This is a genomic window from Geodermatophilaceae bacterium NBWT11 (genome assembly GCA_014218215.1).
In the GTDB taxonomy this organism is placed as follows: Bacteria; Actinomycetota; Actinomycetes; order Mycobacteriales; family Geodermatophilaceae; genus Klenkia.
In genome coordinates this window covers 604,744-622,396 of sequence record CP043652.1, presented here as the reverse complement: position 1 = coordinate 622,396, position 17,653 = coordinate 604,744, and the positions used below count along the sequence as shown (strand labels likewise).

The window sequence follows — 17,653 nt, the reverse complement described above, 5'->3', positions numbered from 1 at the left end:
TGTCGTCCGCTCCGGACGGCGCGCACCGGACCAGGAGGAACCATGCCCAACCCGTTCGTGAAGCTGTGGAAGTACCTGACGGCGTCGGCCAACGCGCAGATCGACGAGCGCGCCGACCCCAAGATCCAGATCGCCCAGGCCATCGAGGGCGAGCAGAACCGGCACCAGTCGCTGGCCAACCAGGCCGCCGCGGTGCTGGGCAACCAGCGCCAGCTGGAGATGCGCCTGAACCGCCAGCTCGGTGAGGTCGAGCAACTGCAGGGATCGGCCCAGCAGGCCCTCGCGCTGGCCGACCAGACCCGCGCCAAGGGCGACGAGGCCAAGGCCGCCGAGTACGAGAACGCCGCCCAGGCCTTCGCCACCCAGCTGGTCGCCGCCGAGCAGGGCGTCGAGGACCTCAAGCGCAGCCACGACGAGGCCCTGCAGGCCGCCGAGCAGGCCAAGGGCGCCGTCGAGCAGTCCCGCATGCGGCTGCAGACCATCCTGGCCGAGCGCACCAAGCTGCTCTCCCAGCTCGAGCAGGCCAAGATGCAGGAGCAGGTGTCGGCCTCGATCAAGAGCGTCAACGAGCTGTCGGCGCCGGGCAACACGCCCAACCTGGGCGAGGTCCGCGACAAGATCGAGCGCCGCTACGCCAACGCGCTCGGCCAGGCCGAGCTGGCCCAGAACTCCGTCGAGGGCCGCATGCTCGAGGTGCAGAAGGCGACCCTGGACGTCGCCGGCGCCTCGCGGCTGCAGCAGATCCGCTCCGGCATGGCCGGCGGGCAGGGTGGCCAGCAGGCCGTCACCGGGGGCACCCAGCCCGCCGGCGCGATCGAGCAGGGCACCCCGCAGGCCCAGCCGACCGAGCAGCCCGCCGCCCAGCCGGTGCAGCGCCCCGAGACCCACGGCGCCTGAGCTGAGCAGCTCCTCCGCCGGGGGAGACCCCACACCGACCGCCGGTCCCGCCGCTCGCACGCGGCAGGGCCGGCGGTCGGCGCGTGTGCGGCTGGCGGTCCTCTCGGTCCTCTACCGGCTCCTCGGGCTCGCCGCCTGCGTCGTCCTGACGCTGCAGGTGGGTGTGCAGGACGGCGTCGAGGGCGGTGAGGTGTTCTGGGGGGTGTGCTCCCTGGTGTTCCTCGCCGTCGTCGTCGCCGGGGTGCTGCGGGTGCACCGGCTGAGCCACCCGCCGCTGCTGCGGCCCTCGTCCGCGCCGTTGCCGCCGGAGACCAGCCGGGCCGCCGACACCGTGCGTCGGCTGCGCACCCGGGACGTCGAGCTGGCAGGCCACGCCGGCCGGCTGGGTCGCGACCTCGACGTCGACTGGGTCGGGGTGGCCGCCTCGGTGGAGGTGCTGCACCGGCTGGCCGACGGCGTCGTGGCGGTCGAGGCGACCGGTGACCCGGCGCAGACCGGGCCCACCGTGGACCGGCTGGTCGCCCGGCTGCACGACGGCGTCACCGCGCACGACCGGCTCACCCGGGCCGCCGCCGAGGCCGTCGCCGGTGACCCGGCTGCCCGGCGTCGGCTGCCGGCGGCCGCCGAGCAGCTGGCCGGCACCACCCGTGGGCTGGCCCGGACCGTCTAGTAGCGCGCCCGGCGGGGCTCGGTGCCCGGCTGGCCGGTGCGGGCCCGCGGGACCGGGGCCGGGGTCGCCTGGCAGCGGGGGCACCACCAGGTGACCCGCTCCTGCAGGTCCGGGCCCTGGTCCCCGAGCAGGATCGTCGTGCGGCAGCGCCGGCAGGGGCGGCCCTTGCGGCCGGCCACCCAGTGGTCCTGGCCCCGCCGGGTGTCGCCGGTGGTGCTCTGCTCGGGCCGGTCGCGGTTGGCCAGCATGAGGGAGCGCCCGCGCTCCACCAGCCCGGGCAGGTCGGGGACGTCGGCCACCCGCGCCCAGGGGTTCACCCCGCACAGGAAGAGCGTCTCGACCTTGTAGAGGTTGCCCAGCCCGGCGAGGTTGCGCTGGTCGAGGATCGCGACGCCGATCTGCTCGTCGGGCTGTGCTCGCAACCGGCGCAGCGCCTCCTCGAGGTCCCAGTCCGGGCCGAGCACGTCGGGCCCGAGGTGACCGACGACCGAGGCCTCGTCGCTGGTGCGCACCATCGCCATGTCGTGCAGCCGGTAGCCCACGCACTCCCACTCGGGGGTGGTGAAGACCGCCCGGATGCTGAACGCCGGCCCGCCCCGCCACCGGGCGCCCGGCCGGTAGACGTGCCAGCTGCCGTCCATCCGGTAGTGCGTGCGCAGCGTCCGGCCGTCGGCGAAGCGGATGAGCATGTGCTTGCCGCGCGGCACCACCTCGGTGACCGTGGCCCCGGCCAGGTCGATCTCGGCCAGCTGGGGCACCCGCAGCTCGCCCCGGACGAGCGTGGCCCCGTGCAGGGCGGCGTGCATCCGCTTCGCCGCCAGCCAGACGGTGTCTCCTTCGGGCACGTCGTCCATGATCGCGGTTGCGGACGCTGTGAGCCCCCTGACACCGGGGAAGGAGACGAGGTCTCTCAACGCTGAGGCATCTCGTGCGCACACGATTCCAGGGCAACGCGGTGGCCGGGCTCCCCGAGCCGGTGACCGTGACGGCTGCCCGCACCGTCCGCCCCGACCGCCGGGAGGCGTTCGAGGCCTGGGCGAGCGACGTGCAGGAACTGGCGGCCACGTTCCCGGGGTTCCTGGGCTCCTCCACCCTGCGGCCCGGCGACGCGGGCGACGAGTACCACCTGGTCTACCGGTTCGCCGATGCCGCCTCGCTCGCCGGCTGGGAGGAGTCCCCGGAGCGGGCCGCCCAGCTGCAGCGGGTGCACGACCTCGTGGTGGACGAGCAGTTCGCCCGGGTCGAGGGCCTGCACGGCTTCTTCGCCCGGCCCCCGCAGCCCGCACCGGCCTGGAAGCTGGTGCTGCTGACCGTGCTCGGGGTCTTCCTGCTGACGTCGACCTTCCACCTGCTGGTCCAGCCCCTGGTGGCGGACTGGCCCTGGCCGCTCCGGCTGCTGATCTCCGCGGTCATCGTGGTCACCGGGCTGCGCTTCGTCGTCATGCCGGCGCTCACCCGGGTCACGGCGGGCTGGCTGCGGCCCAGCTGACGGCGTCCGGTCGGCTGGGGGAGGCTGGAGACGTGCCCCGCCGTCGTCCGCCCGCTCCGGACACCCACCCGGTCACCGTCACCGCGGCGCGCCAGGTGCGCCCGGAGCAGGTCCAGGAGTTCGAGGCCTGGGCCGCGGAGATCATGGCCCTGGCCGCCACGTTCCCCGGCCACCTGGGCTCGACCCTGTTGCGCCCGGGGCCGGGCAGCTCGGAGTACCACCTGGTCTACCGGTTCCACGACCGCGAGGCGCTCGCCGGTTGGGAGCGCTCGCCGCAGCGGCACGAGGCGCTGGGTCGGGCCGGGGCCATGGTGGACCGGTCGCGCTACAGCAGGGTGAGCGGCCTGGAGAGCTTCTTCACCGCCCCCGACCGGGCCGACGGTCCCTCCCGGCTGCGGCTGACCCTGCTGACGGTGGCCGTGGTGCTCGCGCTGCAGCTGGTGGTGCAGGCCGTGGTCGCCCCGCTGGTGGCGCACTGGCCGTTAATGCTGCGGGCGCTGTTCTACGCCGTCGTGCTGGTGCTGGCCCTGGGGTACGTGTGCATGCCGTTCCTCACCCGGCGGCTGGCCCGCTGGTTGCGGCCCCGCGGCAGGTGAGTCGACGAGTCGACATGCCGACTCGTCGACTCAGCCGCGCAGCCGCAGCCCGCGGGGGGTGGCGGAGAACCCGGCGGCCTGCAGCGCCGCCGACAGCGGGGTCGGCTCGTGCACCGAGGCGCCGTCGGCCTTCTGCACGACCATGCGGCCCAGCGCCCCGGCCGCGGCGGCGTTGGACAGCGCCGTGGCCGCCTCCTTGAGGGCCACCTCGTCCTCGGTCCACGACAGCAGCGTCTTCCCGCCGCGCTCGACGTAGAGCACCAGCTCCCCGTCGACCAGGACCACCAGCGCGCCGGCCTTGCGACCCGCCCGGTGACCGGTCTGGCCGCGCTTCTTCCCGGCCGGAGCGCCCTCGCCGAGGTCGACGGCCTCGTCGGCACCGTCACCGGAGGGTGCCTCGCCCGGGGCACCTCCCACGGTCCGCTCGGGCCAGGGCAGAGCCGCGCCGTAGACGTTGGCCGGGTCGGTGGCGGCGAGCACCACCGCCGGGGTGGGGGTGCGGTCGGGGGTGGCGAAGCTGCGCAGCCGGTCGATCGAGCCCGGGGTGCCGAACTGCGCGGCCCCGAGCGTCTCCACGAAGTACCCGCGGCGGGCCCGGCCGTTCTCCTCGTAGGCCCGCAGGATCGGGTAGACCGCGCTGAAGCCGCCGAGCACCTGCTCGGCCATCACCGCGCCGCGGGTGAGCACGCCGTGCCGTTCCAGCAGCGACTCGGTGCGGGCGTTGTTGCGCTTGGTGGAGTTCGTCTCCAGGTCGGGCAGCCGGGACCAGCGGCCGGCCACCATGGGCGGCCCGCTGCGGGTGGGCATGGCCGGGCGACCGACGCGGGTGCGGCCGTACCGGGTGCGGTCCAGCCGCGGTCGTGGGGGAGCGGCCGCCTTCTTGTGCGCACCGCCCCCGGCGAGGCGGGCCCGCAGCGGGGCCAGCGTGTCGTTGGTCAGCCCGCCGGACCACACCAGGTCCCACACGACCTCGGCGAAGGCCTGGTCGTCGGTGGCGCCCACCCGGTCGGCGAGCCCGCGGAAGAACAGCGCCTGGCCGCCGGCGAGCTCCTCCAGCACCTGCCAGCCCACCCCGCCCTCGTCCTGGGCGCCCAGCGGGGGCTCGGGCAGCAGCAGCGACGCGAGGTCGGCCGGCACCAGGGTGATCCAGCCGTCCCCGGCGGCCAACCCGCCCGCACCGGCCCAGAGGACCTCCCCCGCGCTGGTCAGCTCGTCGAGCATCCCCGGCTGGTAGCCCTGCACCCGCGAGGGCAACACCAGGGACTCCAGCGCCGAGGCGGGCACCAGTGCCCCGGCGAGCTGCTCGACCACCGCCAGCACGCCATCCACCCCGCGCATCCGGCTGCCGACCGACTGCCAGGACGGGGTGTACCGGGCCAGCGTCTCGATCGGGACCGGCTCGACCTCCTGGCGCAGCTTGGCCAGGCTGCGCCGGCGGATCGAGCGCAGCACCTCGGCGTCGCACCACTCCTGGCCGACCCCGCCGGGCCGGAACTCACCGGTCACCACCCGGCCGGTGCCGACCAGCCGCTGGATGGTCGTGGTCACCACGGCCACACCCAGCCCGAGCCGGTCGGCCACCTCGCCGGGGACGAAGGGCCCGTGGGTGCGGGCGTAGCGACCCACGAGGTCGCCCAGCGGGTCGGCCACCGGCTCGGTGAACACCTCGGGCACCCCGACCGGGAGGGCGGTGCCCAGGGCATCGCGGAACCGCCCGGCGTCCTCGATCGCGATGAACCGGTCGGCCCCGGCGATCCTGACCCGCAGCGCCCGGCGGGAGGCGACCAGCTCGTCCAGCCACTCCTGGGAGACCCCGCGCGGGGCTGCCTCGGCGGCACTCAGGTCCCCGACCACCCGCAGCAGGTCCGCCGCGGTGTCCACGTCGCGGGGGTGCCGGTCGGTGGGCAGCCGCTGCAGCTCGGCCTCGATCTCGGTGAGCGCATCGCCGTCGAGCAGCTCGCGCAGCTCGGAGCGGCCGAGCAGCTCGGCCAGCAGCCCGGTGTCCAGCGCCAGGGCCTGGGCCCGGCGCTCGGCCAGCGGGGCGTCGCCCTCGTAGATGAACTGGCCCACGTAGCCGAAGAGCAGGGACTGGGCGAACGGCGACGCGGACTGGGTCTGCACGTCGGCCATCCGCACCCGCCGGGAACGGACGTCGCTCATCAGCTCGACCAGTCCCGGCACGTCGTAGACGTCCTGCAGCACCTCCCGGACCGCCTCGAGGGTGATCGGGAAGGAGGAGAACTCGCTCGCCACGCTGAGCAGCTGGGCCGCGCGCTGGCGCTGCTGCCACAGCGGGGTGCGCCGCCGGGGGTCGCGTCGGGGGAGCAGCAGGGCGCGCGCCGCACACTCCCGGAAGCGGCTGGCGAACAGCGCGGAGTTGCCGACCTCCTCGGTGACCTCGCGCTCCACGTCGTCGGGGTCGAGCAGGACCAGGTCGGCCTCGGGTGGCTCCCCGGTCGTGTCGGGCAGCCGCAGCACGATGCCGTCGTCGGCGTGCATGGAGGCGACGTCCACGCCGTACTTCTCCCGCAGCCGGGCGGCCAGCACCAGCGCCCAGGGGGCGTTGACCTGCGCGCCGAACGGGGAGTGCACGACGATCCGCCAGTCACCCAGCTCGTCCCGGAACCGCTCGACCAGCAGCGTGCGGTCGTCGGGCAGGTGCCCGGTGGCCGCCTTCTGCTCGGTCAGGTAGGCCTGCAGGTTCGCCGCACCCCAGTCGTCGAGCCCGGCCGCCTTGGCCCGTGCCAGGCCCGCGGCCGGGGTGGCGCCGCCGACCTCGCGGAGGAAGGCACCCAGCGCCCGGCCCAGCTCCAGCGGGCGGCCCAGCGTGTCCCCGTGCCAGAACGGCATCTTCCCGGGCTGCCCGGGAGCCGGGGTGACCAGCACCCGGTCGTGGGTGATCTCCTCGATCCGCCAGGAGGAGGAACGAGCAGGAAGACGTCGCCCACCCGGGACTCGTAGACCATCTCCTCGTCGAGCTCGCCGACCCGTCGCCCGCCGGTCTCCCCGCCGCCGGAGACGATGAAGACCCCGAACAGACCGCGGTCGGGGATGGTGCCGCCGCTGGTCACGGCCAGCCGCTGGGCGCCCTGGCGCGCGGTGAGGGTGTCGGTGATCCGGTCCCAGGTCAGCCGCGGGCGCAGCTCGGCGAAGGCGTCGGAGGGGTAGCGCCCGGCCAGCATGTCCAGCACGGCGTGCAGCGCCGAGTCCGGCAGCGAGGCGAAGGCCGCCGACCGGCGCAGAACCCCGGCCAGCTCGTCGACGGTGACCCCGCCGCCGGCCTCCGGGGGCACCGCGACGATGGCCACGATCTGCTGGGCGAGCACGTCGAGGGGGTTGCGCAGGTAGCGGATCGACTCGATCTCACCGGACTTCATCCGCTCGGCGACCACCGCCGACTGCACCAGGTCGCCGCGGAACTTCGGGAAGAGCACCCCGCGGCTGACCGCGCCGACCTGGTGCCCGGCCCGGCCGACCCGCTGCAGACCGGCGGCGACGTTCGGCGGTGACTCGACCTGGATGACCAGGTCGACCGCGCCCATGTCGATGCCCAGCTCGAGGGAGGAGGTGGCGACCACGGCCGGCAGCTGGCCGGACTTCAGCGCCTCCTCGACCACGGCCCGCTGCTCGCGGGAGACCGACCCGTGGTGCGCCGAGGCGACCGGCTTGGCGTCCGCCGGGAGGCCCCCGCCGGCGCCGGCCTGGGCCATCAGCTGGGCGGCGTCGGCCCCGGCGGGCACGGTGTCGCCGGTGGCGCGCTCGTAGGCCAGCTCGTTCAGCCGGCTGGTGAGCCGCTCGGCCAACCGACGGGAGTTGGCGAACACGATGGTGGAGCGGTGCTCCTCGATGAGGTCCAGCACCCGTTCCTCGACCGCGGGCCAGATCGACGTCCGTGGCTGCGAACCGGCGGCCGAGCCGTCCATCTCCCCGGTCGGCTGACCGAGCTGGCTCATGTCCTCCACCGGGACGACGACCGACAGGTCCCACTTCTTGGTCGACGGCGGCGCGACGACCTGCACCGGCCGGCCTCCGGCCAGGAAGGTGGAGACCTCGTCGATGGGGCGCACGGTGGCCGACAGCCCGATCCGCTGCGCGGGCTTGTCGAGGATCGTGTCCAGCCGGTCGAGCGTGACGGCCATGTGGGCGCCGCGCTTGCTCCCGCAGACCGCGTGCACCTCGTCGATGATCACCGTCTCGACCCCGCGCAGCGCCTCCCGCGCCTGGCTGGTCATCAGCAGGAACAGCGACTCCGGGGTGGTGATGAGGATGTCGGTGGGCCGGCGGGCGAAGGCCCGGCGCTCGTCGGCCGGGGTGTCACCGGACCGGATGCCCACGCTGATCTCCGGGCGGGGGAGCCCCAGCCGGGCCGCGGCCTGGCCGATGCCGGTCAGCGGCGCCCGCAGGTTGCGCTCGACGTCGACGGCCAGCGCCTTGAGCGGGGACACGTAGAGCACCCGGCACCGGGACTTCTCGTCCGCCGGGGCGGTGGTGGCCAGCCGGTCCAGCGACCACAGGAACGCCGCCAGGGTCTTCCCCGAGCCGGTGGGGGCGACCACCAGGGCGTGCTCGCCGCTGCTGATCGCCGTCCAGGCGCCCTCCTGGGCCGTCGTCGGACGGTCGAACGCGCCGGTGAACCAGGCCCGGGTGGGCTCGGAGAACCGGTCGAGGGCGGACGGGGCGGTGGGCACGTCCCCAGTGTCCACAGGGGTACGACAGTTCGCCCCCGGCGACGGCCGCCGTCCGGCCCCTGGAAACAGTCAGCGCTGTCGGTCACACTCGCCGCATGCGCTCCCACCTGTACGAGGCCGACCACGACGCCTTCCGGGACACCGCCCGGACGTTCCTGGAGAAGAACGTCGCGCCGTTCCACGGCCAGTGGGAGCGCGAGGGCATCGTGCCGCGCGAGGTGTGGACCGCCGGGGGCGCGCAGGGCCTGCTCGGGATGGACCTCCCGGAGGCGCACGGCGGCGGCGGGGTGCGCGACTTCCGGTACAACACCGTGCTCGGCGAGGAGCTGATGCGCATCGGTGCCTCCGGTGTCGGCTTCACCCTGCACAACGACGTCACCGGGCCCTACCTGCGCGACCTGGCGACCCCCGAGCAGCAGGAGCGCTGGCTGCCGCGGTTCTGCAGCGGCCAGCTGGTCAGCGCGATCGCGATGACCGAGCCGGGCACCGGCAGCGACCTGCAGGGCATCACCACGACCGGACGCAAGGACGGCGACGGGTGGGTGCTGAACGGGTCCAAGACGTTCATCACCAACGGGATCAACGCCGACCTGGTGATCGTCGTCGCCCGCACCGACCCCGACGCCCCGGCCTCCAAGGGCATCAGCCTGCTCGTCGTCGAGCGGGACATGCCCGGCTTCGCCCGGGGTCGCAACCTGGACAAGGTGGGTCTCAAGGCCCAGGACACCGCGGAGCTGTTCTTCACCGACGTCCGGGTGCCGGCGGAGAACCTGCTGGGCACCGAGAACCGGGGCTTCCTGCACCTGATGGAGAACCTGCCCCAGGAGCGCCTCTCGATCGCCGCCGGCGCGGTCGCGGCGGTGGAGACCGTGCTGGCCCAGACGGTGGAGTACGTGACCGGTCGGACGGCGTTCGGCAGGCCCGTCGGCAGCTTCCAGAACAGCCGTTTCGTCCTGGCCGAGCTGCAGACCGAGGCCACCATCGCCCGGGCCTTCGTCGACGAGTGCGTGCGCCAGCTCAACGCCGGGGAGCTCACCGCCACCGACGCCGCGATGGCCAAGTGGTGGACCACCGAGCTGCAGAACAAGACGGCCGACCGGTGCCTGCAGCTGCACGGCGGCTACGGCTACATGGACGAGTACCCGGTGTCCAAGGCCTGGCGCGACGCCCGCGTGCAGTCCATCTACGGCGGCACCAACGAGATCATGAAGGAGATCATCGGGCGGTCCATGGGGTTGTGAGGCCCCCCGCGCGGGGATGCACCCCGGCATGGACGCGATCGAGGAGTGGACGCAGGCCCAGGCGCGAGTCGTCGGGCTGGTCCGGGGGCTCGGCACCGAGCAGGCGGGCACCGCCGTCCCGGCGTGCCCGGACTGGACCGTGCGGGACCTGCTGTCCCACGTCGTCGGTGCCAACGTCGACGTCCTCGCCGGGCAGGAGCCCGACGAGCACGACCCGGTCTGGACGCAGTCGCACGTGGACCGTCGCGCCGGCCGCGGGATCGGGGCCCTGCTGGCCGAGTGGGAGCCGCTGACCGGGCCGATGCGCGCCTGGATGGGCGAGCACGGCACCCGCCCGGTGAACGACGTCGTCGTCCACGAGCAGGACCTGCGGGGCGCGCTGGGCGTGCCCGGCGCCCGGGACACCCCGGCGCTGGCCGCCCTGCGCGACCGCTTCGCCGGACGGGTGGCCGCGGCCGTGGACGGCGCCGGGTTGCCGCCCCTGGCTCTGGTCGGGGAGACCTGGCGCACCGGGCCCGCCGACGCCGCCGTGGTCGTCTCGGCCTCGGACTTCGACCTGGCGCGGGCCGTGCTGTCGCGCCGGTCGGCCGGTCAGCTGCGGTCCTGGACCACCCGCGGGGACGTCGACCCGTACCTGTCGTGCTTCGCCGTCCTGGGCCCGTTGCCCGAGGACGACCTGGTGGAGTGAGTCAGCGCCGCCGGATCATCACGACCAGCGAGACGAGCAGCAGACTCGCGGCCACGACCTGCAGGACGGTGTCCCAGGTGCCCGACCCGGTGCTGGGGAACATCCGGCCAGGCTAGGTGACCGTGGGGCGTGGGTACCGTGAGCCCGTGCGACTGCAGGAGTTCTGGGCCCGGATGCGCGAGCACTTCGGTGACCTGCGGGCCGAGAGCATCGCCCGGGACCACGTCTTCACCACCCTGGGCGGGCGGTCCGCGGTGGCGGCCATCGACGGCGGCGTCCCGGTGCGCACGGTCTGGCTGACCGTGTGCGAGGAGTACGACGTCCCGGCGTCGGTGCGCTGACCGTCGCCGGGACGTCGGGGACTCAGCCGGCCAGGACGGCGCGCACGTGCTCGGCCAGGGTGCGGGTGGGTCGACCGGTCAGGCCGGAGATGCCCGAGCCGCCGGTGTCGAGCTCCCCGGCGGCGATGCCGGTGTCGATCGCCGCGACGAAGCCCGCGGTGCCCTCGTCCAGGCCCACGCTGCGCAGCAGCTGCACGTGGTCCTCGGTGGACAGGTCGGTGAAGGCGACCTCACGACCGGTCTGCCGGCCGACCTCGGCGGCCAGGTCGGACAGGGAGAACGGGGCGTCCCCGTCGAGCTCAAGGGTGGCCGGCTGCACGTCGGGGTCGGTGAGGACGGCGACGGCGGCGGCGGCGAAGTCCGCCCGCGCCGCGGGCCAGGCCCGGCCGCCGTGGTCGCTGCCGGCGAGCTGCCCGGTGGCGGCCGCCTGGCCGATCTGGGCGTCGTAGTTCTCCCAGTACCAGTTGTTGCGGAGCACCACGGCGGGGATGCCCGCCTGTGCGATCAGCTCCTCGGTCGCCTTGTGCTCCGGGGCCAGCACGAGCGTGCTGGTCAGCGCCTTCGGGGCCGACGTGTAGACGAGCAGGTCGACACCGGCGGCCTGCGCAGCCTCGACGACGGCGGTGTGCTGGGCGACCCGCTGCCCCACCTCGCTGCCGGAGACCAGGAGGAGCCGGTCGACGCCGGACAGCGCGGCGTCCAGGGAGGCCCGGTCGGTGTAGTCGGCCACCCGCACGGTGACACCGCGGGCAGCCAGGTCTGCGGCCCGGCCCGCGTCCCGGACGAGAGCGGTGACCTCGGCCGCCGGGACGCCGGCGTCGAGCAGGCCGGTGACGACGAGGCGGCCCAGGTGGCCGGTGGCTCCGGTGACGGCGATCATTTGCTTCCTCCTCGGTGTGCACTAACTCCTGGTTAGCGCTTTCGGAGAGAACGTACACTCGTGCCGTGGCTGCCGGAGGGGTGCCCGGGACCGACCCGGTCGAGGCGTTCGCCGCCGACGTCTTCAGTCGCGCCTGCACCTCGCGCGAGGCCCTGGAGCACGTGACCGGCAAGTGGTCGCTGCTGGCGTTGTCCGCCCTGCTGGAGGCCCCGCACCGGTTCGGCGAGCTGCGTCGCCGGGTGGACGGGGTCAGCGAGAAGATGCTCGCGCAGAGCCTGCAGACCCTCGAGCGGGACGGGTGGGTGCACCGCGAGGTGCTGTCGGCCATCCCCCCGCACGTGGAGTACCGGCTGACCGCGGCCGGACGCGAGCTCGCGCCCCGGTTGCTGGACCTGATCGGGTTCGTCGAGGACCGGTTGCCGGCCGTGCACGCCGCACGCGAGGAGCACGACACCCGCCGCTGAGGTGTCGACACGCCCGCTGCGGCGTGTCGCTGGATTCGAACAGGTGTTCGTCCTACGGTTGTCCACAGGCCGGTGCCGGATCCACAGATCCTCCCGGTCGCCCGGTTTTGTCAGACCCTCGCCCTAGCGTCGGTCTCGACCCGCACACAGCGACTCAGCGACGACCCCGAAGGTGGACCCGATGGCAACCCTGGACCGCGACAAGGCCCTCGACATGGCCCTCGCCCAGATCGACAAGCAGTTCGGCAAGGGCTCGGTCATGCGCCTGGGCGACTCGCCGGAGGTGGCCATGAAGGTCATCCCGACCGGCTCCATCGCCCTGGACATCGCCCTGGGCATCGGTGGCCTGCCCCGTGGCCGGGTGGTCGAGGTCTACGGCCCGGAGGCCTCGGGCAAGACGACGGTCGCCCTGCACGCGGTGGCCAACGCCCAGGCCCTCGGCGGCATCGTGGCCTTCATCGACGCCGAGCACGCGCTGGACCCCGACTACGCCCGCGCCATCGGCGTCGACACCGACGCCCTGCTGATCAGCCAGCCCGACACCGGTGAGCAGGCGCTGGAGATCGCGGACATGCTGATCCGCTCCGGTGCGCTGGACCTGATCGTCATCGACTCCGTGGCCGCCCTGGTGCCGCGTGCGGAGATCGAGGGCGAGATGGGTGACAGCCACGTCGGTCTGCAGGCCCGCCTGATGAGCCAGGCGCTGCGCAAGATCACCGGTGCGCTGAGCAACTCGGGCACCACCTGCATCTTCATCAACCAGCTCCGCGAGAAGGTCGGCGTGGTCTACGGCTCGCCGGAGGTCACCACCGGTGGTCGGGCGCTGAAGTTCTACTCCTCGGTCCGACTGGACGTCCGGCGCATCGAGACCCTGAAGACCGGCACCGACGCGGTCGGCAGCCGGGTCCGGGTCAAGGTCGTGAAGAACAAGGTCGCTGCCCCGTTCAAGCAGGCCGAGCTCGACCTCATCTGGGGCCAGGGCTTCAGCCGCGAGGGCGGCCTCATCGACGTGGGTGTCGAGCAGGGCATCGTGCGCAAGTCCGGTGCTTGGTACACCTACGAGGGCGACCAGTTGGGTCAGGGCAAGGAGAACGCCCGCAACTTCCTGCGGGACAACCCCGACCTGGCCGACGAGATCGAGAAGAAGGTCAAGGACAAGCTCGGCATCGGTGTCGCGGCCGACGCTCCGGTCGACGCCGCGCCCGCCGACTTCTGAGCCGGCCGGTGGACCCCGCCGACCGCGGGCTCGACAGCTGGGACCCCTGGGCCGAGGAGTCCCAGGACCCGACGCCGTTCGTCGACCGCGACGAGGACCAGAGCGCAGCCGAGCGTCCTCGTCGCGGTGCCTCCGACGGCGCGTCGGTGTCGTCCTCCGGCGCGGGGACCGACGGTCCGCCGGCCCCGCGCGCGCCGCGGGCTCCCCGCAGGCCGCGGAAGGCAGCAGCGACCCGCACCGCGGCGGCCCCCGACGCCACTGCCCCGGGGGCCGGCGAGGAAGAGATCCCGTCGGCGGCTCCGGCCCGCCGGGGTGCCAGCTCTTTCGGGCAGCGCAGTGGGAAGGGCACCTTCGGCAAGCGTCCTCCCGCCGGCGGCGGGAACAGCTCCTTCGGCCGCCGGGGGGCACCGGTGCCCGACAGCGAGGGTGCGGACGAGCCCGTCTCTCTCGAGGGCACGTCCAGCGCGGCCCGCGCTGCCCGCAAGGCCGAGCGCGCCGCTGAGGCGGGCTCCTTCGGCAAGCGGAGTTCGACGGGGTCGTTCGGGAAGGGCGGGGGAGCCGGCTCGTTCGGTTCCCGGTCGGGCGGCTCCAGTTCCTTCGGCGACGGGTCGTCCGGCTTCGGCCGCCCCGGGGGCAAGAAGAAGTCCCGTCAGCGCACCTGGGGCGTCCAGCTGGACGCCGAGGTGGAGGAGCCCGTGCCGGCTCCTGCCGGCGACACCGCCCCCGAGACCGAGAGCCCACCCGCCCCGGCGCGGTCGGGCAACCGCGGTCGGGCGGGGTCCTTCGAGCGGCCCCGGCGGGCCGAGGGTGAGCCCGCGCCCGAGATGGAGGACCCGGAGCAGGTCGCCCGCCAGCTCTGCCTGGCCGCACTGACCGGCACGGCGAAGACCCGTCAGCAGCTGGCGGACATGCTGCGCGAGCGTGAGGTGCCCGACGAGGCTGCCGAGGCCGTGCTCGAGCGGTTCACCGAGGTGGGTCTGATCGACGACGCGGCCTTCGCCGCCATGTGGATCGACTCCCGGCAGACCGGTCGTGGGCTGAGCAAGCGGGCCCTGGCCCACGAGCTCGAGGCCAAGGGCGTCGACCCCGAGGTCGCCGCCGTCGCGCTGGAGGCGGTCGACCCGCAGGCCGAGTGGGACACCGCCCGCGCGCTGGTCGCCAAGAAGGTGCCCTCGATGCGCCGGCTGGACACCGCCACCGCCACCCGCCGGATGGTCGGGATGCTCGCCCGCAAGGGCTACGGCGGGGGTCTGGCCGCGATCGTCGTCCGTGAGGCTCTCGAGGCCGATGGTGCCGTCGAGGACGCCGCCGCGGTGGCTGACGACGCTCCGCCGGAGCTGGGCGGGTCCAGCGAGGGCACCGGTCTCGGTGCGTGGTCCCGCCGGCCGGTCGACGAGACCGAGGTCGGGGAGGGGCTCACCCTCGACGGCGTCGCCCGGTCCCGGCCGGTGCAGCGACGGTCCGACCTGTCCGGCGGCCGGACGAGCTGACGGGCAGGTCGTCCGGCTGAGCTCAGCGGGCCAGCCAGGCGGCCACGTCGACGGCGGTGCCGGCAGGGGAGTCCTCGTCGGGCACCAGCCAGGACGGGTCCTCGGGGCGGCCCTCGGTGAGCCAGCGCCGGATCTGCACGTCCAGGTCCGGGGACGTCGGGACCCCGGGGGACCGACCGGCGGGGCCGAGGAAGGTCACGTCGGACTCGGCGCCGTCCGCCCAGCGGAGCACCACCCGGCACCGGGAACGGCGGTGCCGCGCCGGCGGCACCGCCTCCCGGACCACCGCCGTCTGCGCGCCGGCCGCCGAGGCGAAGCCCCGGGCGGCCGACCGCAGCCGGCTGACGAACAGCTGCTCCGGGTCGGCGACGGGCGGCGGGGCGGCAGCGGGGGTGTCCATGTCCGGACCAGTCTCACCCGTCGGGTGCCGCGGCATCCGCAGCGGCACGCGTCCGGTCACAGTCCCGAGTTGTTGCCCGTCGTCACCGGGGCGTTGGGCAGGTCGATGGCACCCACCGCTGCGGTCTTCGAGTTCGACCGGGTGCGCTTCTCCACCAGCTTGGCGATCTGCGAGATCAGCACGTTGATGAGGATGTACATCAAGCCGGCGCCCACGTAGATCTGCAGCGTGTAGATGTTCCCGAAGTTGAAGTTCAGGAACTCCACGAGGCTGCGTGCCTGCCGGAGCAGTTCGAAGTACCCGATGATGAAGCCCAACGAGGTGTCCTTCAGCAGCACCACGATCTGGGCGATGAGCACCGGCAGCATCCGGCGGGTGGCCTGGGGGAGCAGCACCAGGGTCATCACCTGGGTCTTGCGCATCCCCAGGGCCAGCGCGGCCTCCCGCTGGCCCTTGTCCACCGACAGGATCCCGGCCCGGAAGATCTCGGCCAGCACCGCCATGTTGTAGAGGGTGAGCCCGACGGCCAGGGCGGCGAACGCGCTGAGCTCGATGCCGAACCGGGGGAGCACGAAGTACAGCGCGAAGATCACGACCAGCAGCGGGATCGAGCGGAAGAACTCGATGAGCGTGGTGACCGGGATGCGCACGAAGCGGTGCTCGGAGAGCCGGCCGACGGCCAGCAGCACACCCAGCACGGTGGAGGCGACCATGGCGACCACCGCGACCTGCAGGGTGCGCACCAGGGCCTGTCCGAGCGCCTGGGGCACCCCCGAACCGGGGTCGAAGAGGATCGCCCAGCGGGCGGGGTCGAGCTGGCCGTTGCCGTTCAGGCGCAGCAGCACGATGCCGATCAGCCCGAGCACGACGAGGACGCCGATGACCGTGCCGATCCGGATGCGGGCCTTGGCCTTGGGGCCGGGGACGTCGAACAGGACCGGTGCGCTCATCGCAGGATCGCCACCCGTCGCTCGAGCCGGTTGACCGCGAAGGCCATCGGCAGCGTGATGATCATGTACCCGACGACGACGCCGAGGAGCACCAGGAGCAGGGCTCCGGCGTCGGCGTTGACCAGTCGGGGGAGGGTCGAGCTGAGCTCGGTGACCGAGAACCCGGCGGCGATCGAGGTGTTCTTCACCATCGCGATGAAGACGCTGCCCAGCGGCGGGACGACGGTGCGGAAGGCCTGGGGCAGCACGATCTCACGCAGCGACTGGCCGAACGTCAGGCCCAGGGCGCGGGAGGCCTCGGCCTGGCCGGCGCTGACGGAGTTGATGCCCGAGCGGATGGCCTCGGCGACGAAGGCCGCGGTGTAGGTGCCGACCGCGATGACCGCACCGGGGAAGAAGCCCACCACGGTGTCGATCTGGGGCAGCCCGAAGATGACGAAGAAGAAGACCACCGTCAGCGGGGTGTTGCGGAAGAGCTCCACGTAGAAGGTGGCCAGGCCGCGCAGCGGGGCGATCGGGCTCACCCGCATCGCGGCCAGCAGGGTGCCGAGCACCAGGGCCAGCACACCGGCCAGCAGGCTCATCGAGAGCGTGGTGAGGAAGGCCTTCAGGAGGACGTCGAAGTTGTCGGTGAAGAACTGCACAGCGCCTCCCTCCGGGAGTGTGGGGTGACAGCACCGGCCGGGGCGCGGGGCCCCGGCCGGTGCGTGTCAGTCGTCGTTCAGGTGGTGCAGCGGTGCGTCAGTAGCGGTCGACGGCCGGCGGCTCGGGGGCCTCGGTGCCGGTGATCTGGCCGGCGGTGGCGTCCCAGGCCGCGGCCCACGAGCCGTCCTCGAAGGAGGCCTCGAGGGTGTCGTTGATGAAGTCGCGGAACTCCGTGTCACCGAGCTCCAGGCCGATGCCGTAGGGCTCCTCGGTGAAGGGGTTGCCGACGAGCTCGAAGCCCTCGGGGTTGCCCGCCACCAGGCCGGTGAGGATGACGTTGTCGGTGGTGACCGCGTCGACCTGGCCGTTGGTGAGGGCGTCGGCGCACTTGGAGTAGACGTCGAAGAGCGTCAGCTGCGCCTCGGGGTAGTTCGTCCGGATGTTCTCCGCGGGGGTCGAGCCCTCCACCGAGCAGACGTTCAGGCCCGCGAGGTCGTCGGGGCCGGCGATGCCCTCGGGGTTGCCGGCGGCGACCATGATGTCCTGGCCGGCCTCGTAGTACGGCCCGGCGAAGTCGACGAGCTCCTTGCGGGTGTCGTTGATCGTGTAGGTCGCGATGACCAGGTCGACCTGCCCGTTCTGGATGAAGGACTCGCGGTTGGCCGACACGGTCTCGACGAACTCGATGTCCTCGGGCGCGATGCCCAGCTGGGCGGCGATCAGCGTGCCGATCTGCACGTCGAAGCCCTCGGGGACGCCGCTGGGGTTCAGCAGCCCGAAGCCGGGCTGGTCGTACTTGGTGCCGATGGTGATGGTGCCGGCGTCGGCGAGCTCGGCCATCGTGGTGCCGGCCTCGAAGTCGACGTCCTGCTCGACCTCGACGGTGGCGTCGGCGGCCTCCTCGGCCTGCTGGCCGGCCTCGCTGGAGCAGCCGGTCAGGACGACGCCGAAGGCGGCGGCCGCCGCGGCGTAGCGGGTGAGACGCATGGGTCCTCTTC

At 73.6% G+C, this 17,653-nt stretch carries 17 protein-coding genes and 1 pseudogene; 10 read left to right on the top strand and 8 right to left on the bottom strand.

Annotation, left to right across the window (positions count from 1 at the left end; translation table 11 throughout):
* Window positions 1-42: 42 nt before the first annotated feature.
* Entirely contained in the window at window positions 43-897 is an 855-nt protein-coding gene (locus tag F1C76_02920) for a PspA/IM30 family protein (protein ID QNG35690.1), read from the top strand.
* A gap of 85 nt (window positions 898-982) precedes the next feature.
* Window positions 983-1,567, top strand: a complete 585-nt coding sequence (locus F1C76_02915) for a hypothetical protein (protein QNG35689.1) — start codon at window positions 983-985, stop codon at window positions 1,565-1,567.
* Here F1C76_02915 and F1C76_02910 read toward each other — a convergent pair.
* Complete coding sequence (locus F1C76_02910; protein QNG35688.1) at window positions 1,564-2,412, bottom strand: DNA glycosylase; 849 nt, start codon at window positions 2,410-2,412, stop codon at window positions 1,564-1,566. The genes F1C76_02915 and F1C76_02910 overlap by 4 nt on opposite strands.
* Window positions 2,413-2,495: 83 nt before the next feature.
* Here F1C76_02910 and F1C76_02905 point away from each other — a divergent pair, with 83 nt between their 5' ends.
* Together F1C76_02905 and F1C76_02900 are read left to right on the top strand one after the other, a co-directional pair.
* Complete coding sequence (locus tag F1C76_02905) at window positions 2,496-3,056, top strand: antibiotic biosynthesis monooxygenase (protein ID QNG35687.1); 561 nt, start codon at window positions 2,496-2,498, stop codon at window positions 3,054-3,056.
* Between the two features lie 32 nt (window positions 3,057-3,088).
* Window positions 3,089-3,652, top strand: coding sequence for an antibiotic biosynthesis monooxygenase (locus F1C76_02900; protein ID QNG35686.1), 564 nt, complete (start codon window positions 3,089-3,091; stop codon window positions 3,650-3,652).
* A gap of 30 nt (window positions 3,653-3,682) precedes the next feature.
* Here F1C76_02900 and F1C76_02895 read toward each other — a convergent pair.
* A pseudogene (locus F1C76_02895) lies at window positions 3,683-8,355 on the bottom strand (ATP-dependent helicase).
* An 80-nt stretch (window positions 8,356-8,435) separates the two neighbouring features.
* Here F1C76_02895 and F1C76_02890 point away from each other — a divergent pair.
* Window positions 8,436-9,581: an acyl-CoA dehydrogenase gene (locus tag F1C76_02890; protein ID QNG35685.1), complete on the top strand. Its 1,146-nt coding sequence runs from the start codon at window positions 8,436-8,438 to the stop codon at window positions 9,579-9,581.
* Window positions 9,582-9,597: 16 nt separating this feature from the next.
* Entirely contained in the window at window positions 9,598-10,269 is a 672-nt protein-coding gene (locus tag F1C76_02885) for a maleylpyruvate isomerase family mycothiol-dependent enzyme (protein ID QNG35684.1), read from the top strand.
* 1 nt (window position 10,270) lies between these two features.
* Here F1C76_02885 and F1C76_02880 read toward each other — a convergent pair whose 3' ends face one another.
* Window positions 10,271-10,372, bottom strand: coding sequence for an LPXTG cell wall anchor domain-containing protein (locus F1C76_02880; GenBank protein ID QNG35683.1), 102 nt, complete (start codon window positions 10,370-10,372; stop codon window positions 10,271-10,273).
* Between the two features lie 43 nt (window positions 10,373-10,415).
* Between F1C76_02880 and F1C76_02875 the strand changes: the two genes are divergently transcribed.
* A complete protein-coding gene (locus tag F1C76_02875; protein ID QNG35682.1) occupies window positions 10,416-10,610 on the top strand; it encodes a DUF3046 domain-containing protein in 195 nt (64 codons plus the stop codon).
* 22 nt (window positions 10,611-10,632) lie between these two features.
* On the opposite strand, the gene F1C76_02870 is transcribed toward F1C76_02875, so the two are convergent.
* Window positions 10,633-11,490: an NAD(P)H-binding protein gene (locus F1C76_02870; GenBank protein ID QNG35681.1), complete on the bottom strand. Its 858-nt coding sequence runs from the start codon at window positions 11,488-11,490 to the stop codon at window positions 10,633-10,635.
* Window positions 11,491-11,570: 80 nt separating this feature from the next.
* Between F1C76_02870 and F1C76_02865 the strand changes: the two genes are divergently transcribed.
* From F1C76_02865 to F1C76_02855, 3 genes are all read left to right on the top strand, one after another.
* Window positions 11,571-11,954, top strand: coding sequence for a helix-turn-helix transcriptional regulator (locus F1C76_02865; GenBank protein QNG38967.1), 384 nt, complete (start codon window positions 11,571-11,573; stop codon window positions 11,952-11,954).
* A gap of 181 nt (window positions 11,955-12,135) precedes the next feature.
* A complete protein-coding gene (gene recA / locus F1C76_02860) occupies window positions 12,136-13,170 on the top strand; it encodes a recombinase RecA (GenBank protein ID QNG35680.1) in 1,035 nt (344 codons plus the stop codon).
* Window positions 13,171-13,994: 824 nt separating this feature from the next.
* The gene (locus F1C76_02855; GenBank protein QNG38966.1) at window positions 13,995-14,660 is read left to right on the top strand and encodes a regulatory protein RecX; all 666 of its coding nucleotides are present in this window, start codon (window positions 13,995-13,997) and stop codon (window positions 14,658-14,660) included.
* Window positions 14,661-14,682: 22 nt separating this feature from the next.
* On the opposite strand, the gene F1C76_02850 is transcribed toward F1C76_02855, so the two are convergent.
* From F1C76_02850 to F1C76_02835, 4 genes are all read right to left on the bottom strand, one after another.
* On the bottom strand, window positions 14,683-15,060 hold the full coding sequence (locus F1C76_02850; protein ID QNG35679.1) for a hypothetical protein: 378 nt from the start codon (window positions 15,058-15,060) through the stop codon (window positions 14,683-14,685).
* A gap of 56 nt (window positions 15,061-15,116) precedes the next feature.
* Complete coding sequence (locus tag F1C76_02845; protein ID QNG35678.1) at window positions 15,117-16,010, bottom strand: amino acid ABC transporter permease; 894 nt, start codon at window positions 16,008-16,010, stop codon at window positions 15,117-15,119.
* Window positions 16,007-16,654: an amino acid ABC transporter permease gene (locus F1C76_02840; protein QNG35677.1), complete on the bottom strand. Its 648-nt coding sequence runs from the start codon at window positions 16,652-16,654 to the stop codon at window positions 16,007-16,009. Before F1C76_02840 ends, F1C76_02845 begins: the two co-directional genes overlap by 4 nt.
* Before the next feature lie 97 nt (window positions 16,655-16,751).
* Complete coding sequence (locus F1C76_02835; GenBank protein ID QNG35676.1) at window positions 16,752-17,642, bottom strand: glutamate ABC transporter substrate-binding protein; 891 nt, start codon at window positions 17,640-17,642, stop codon at window positions 16,752-16,754.
* Window positions 17,643-17,653 lie beyond the last annotated feature (11 nt).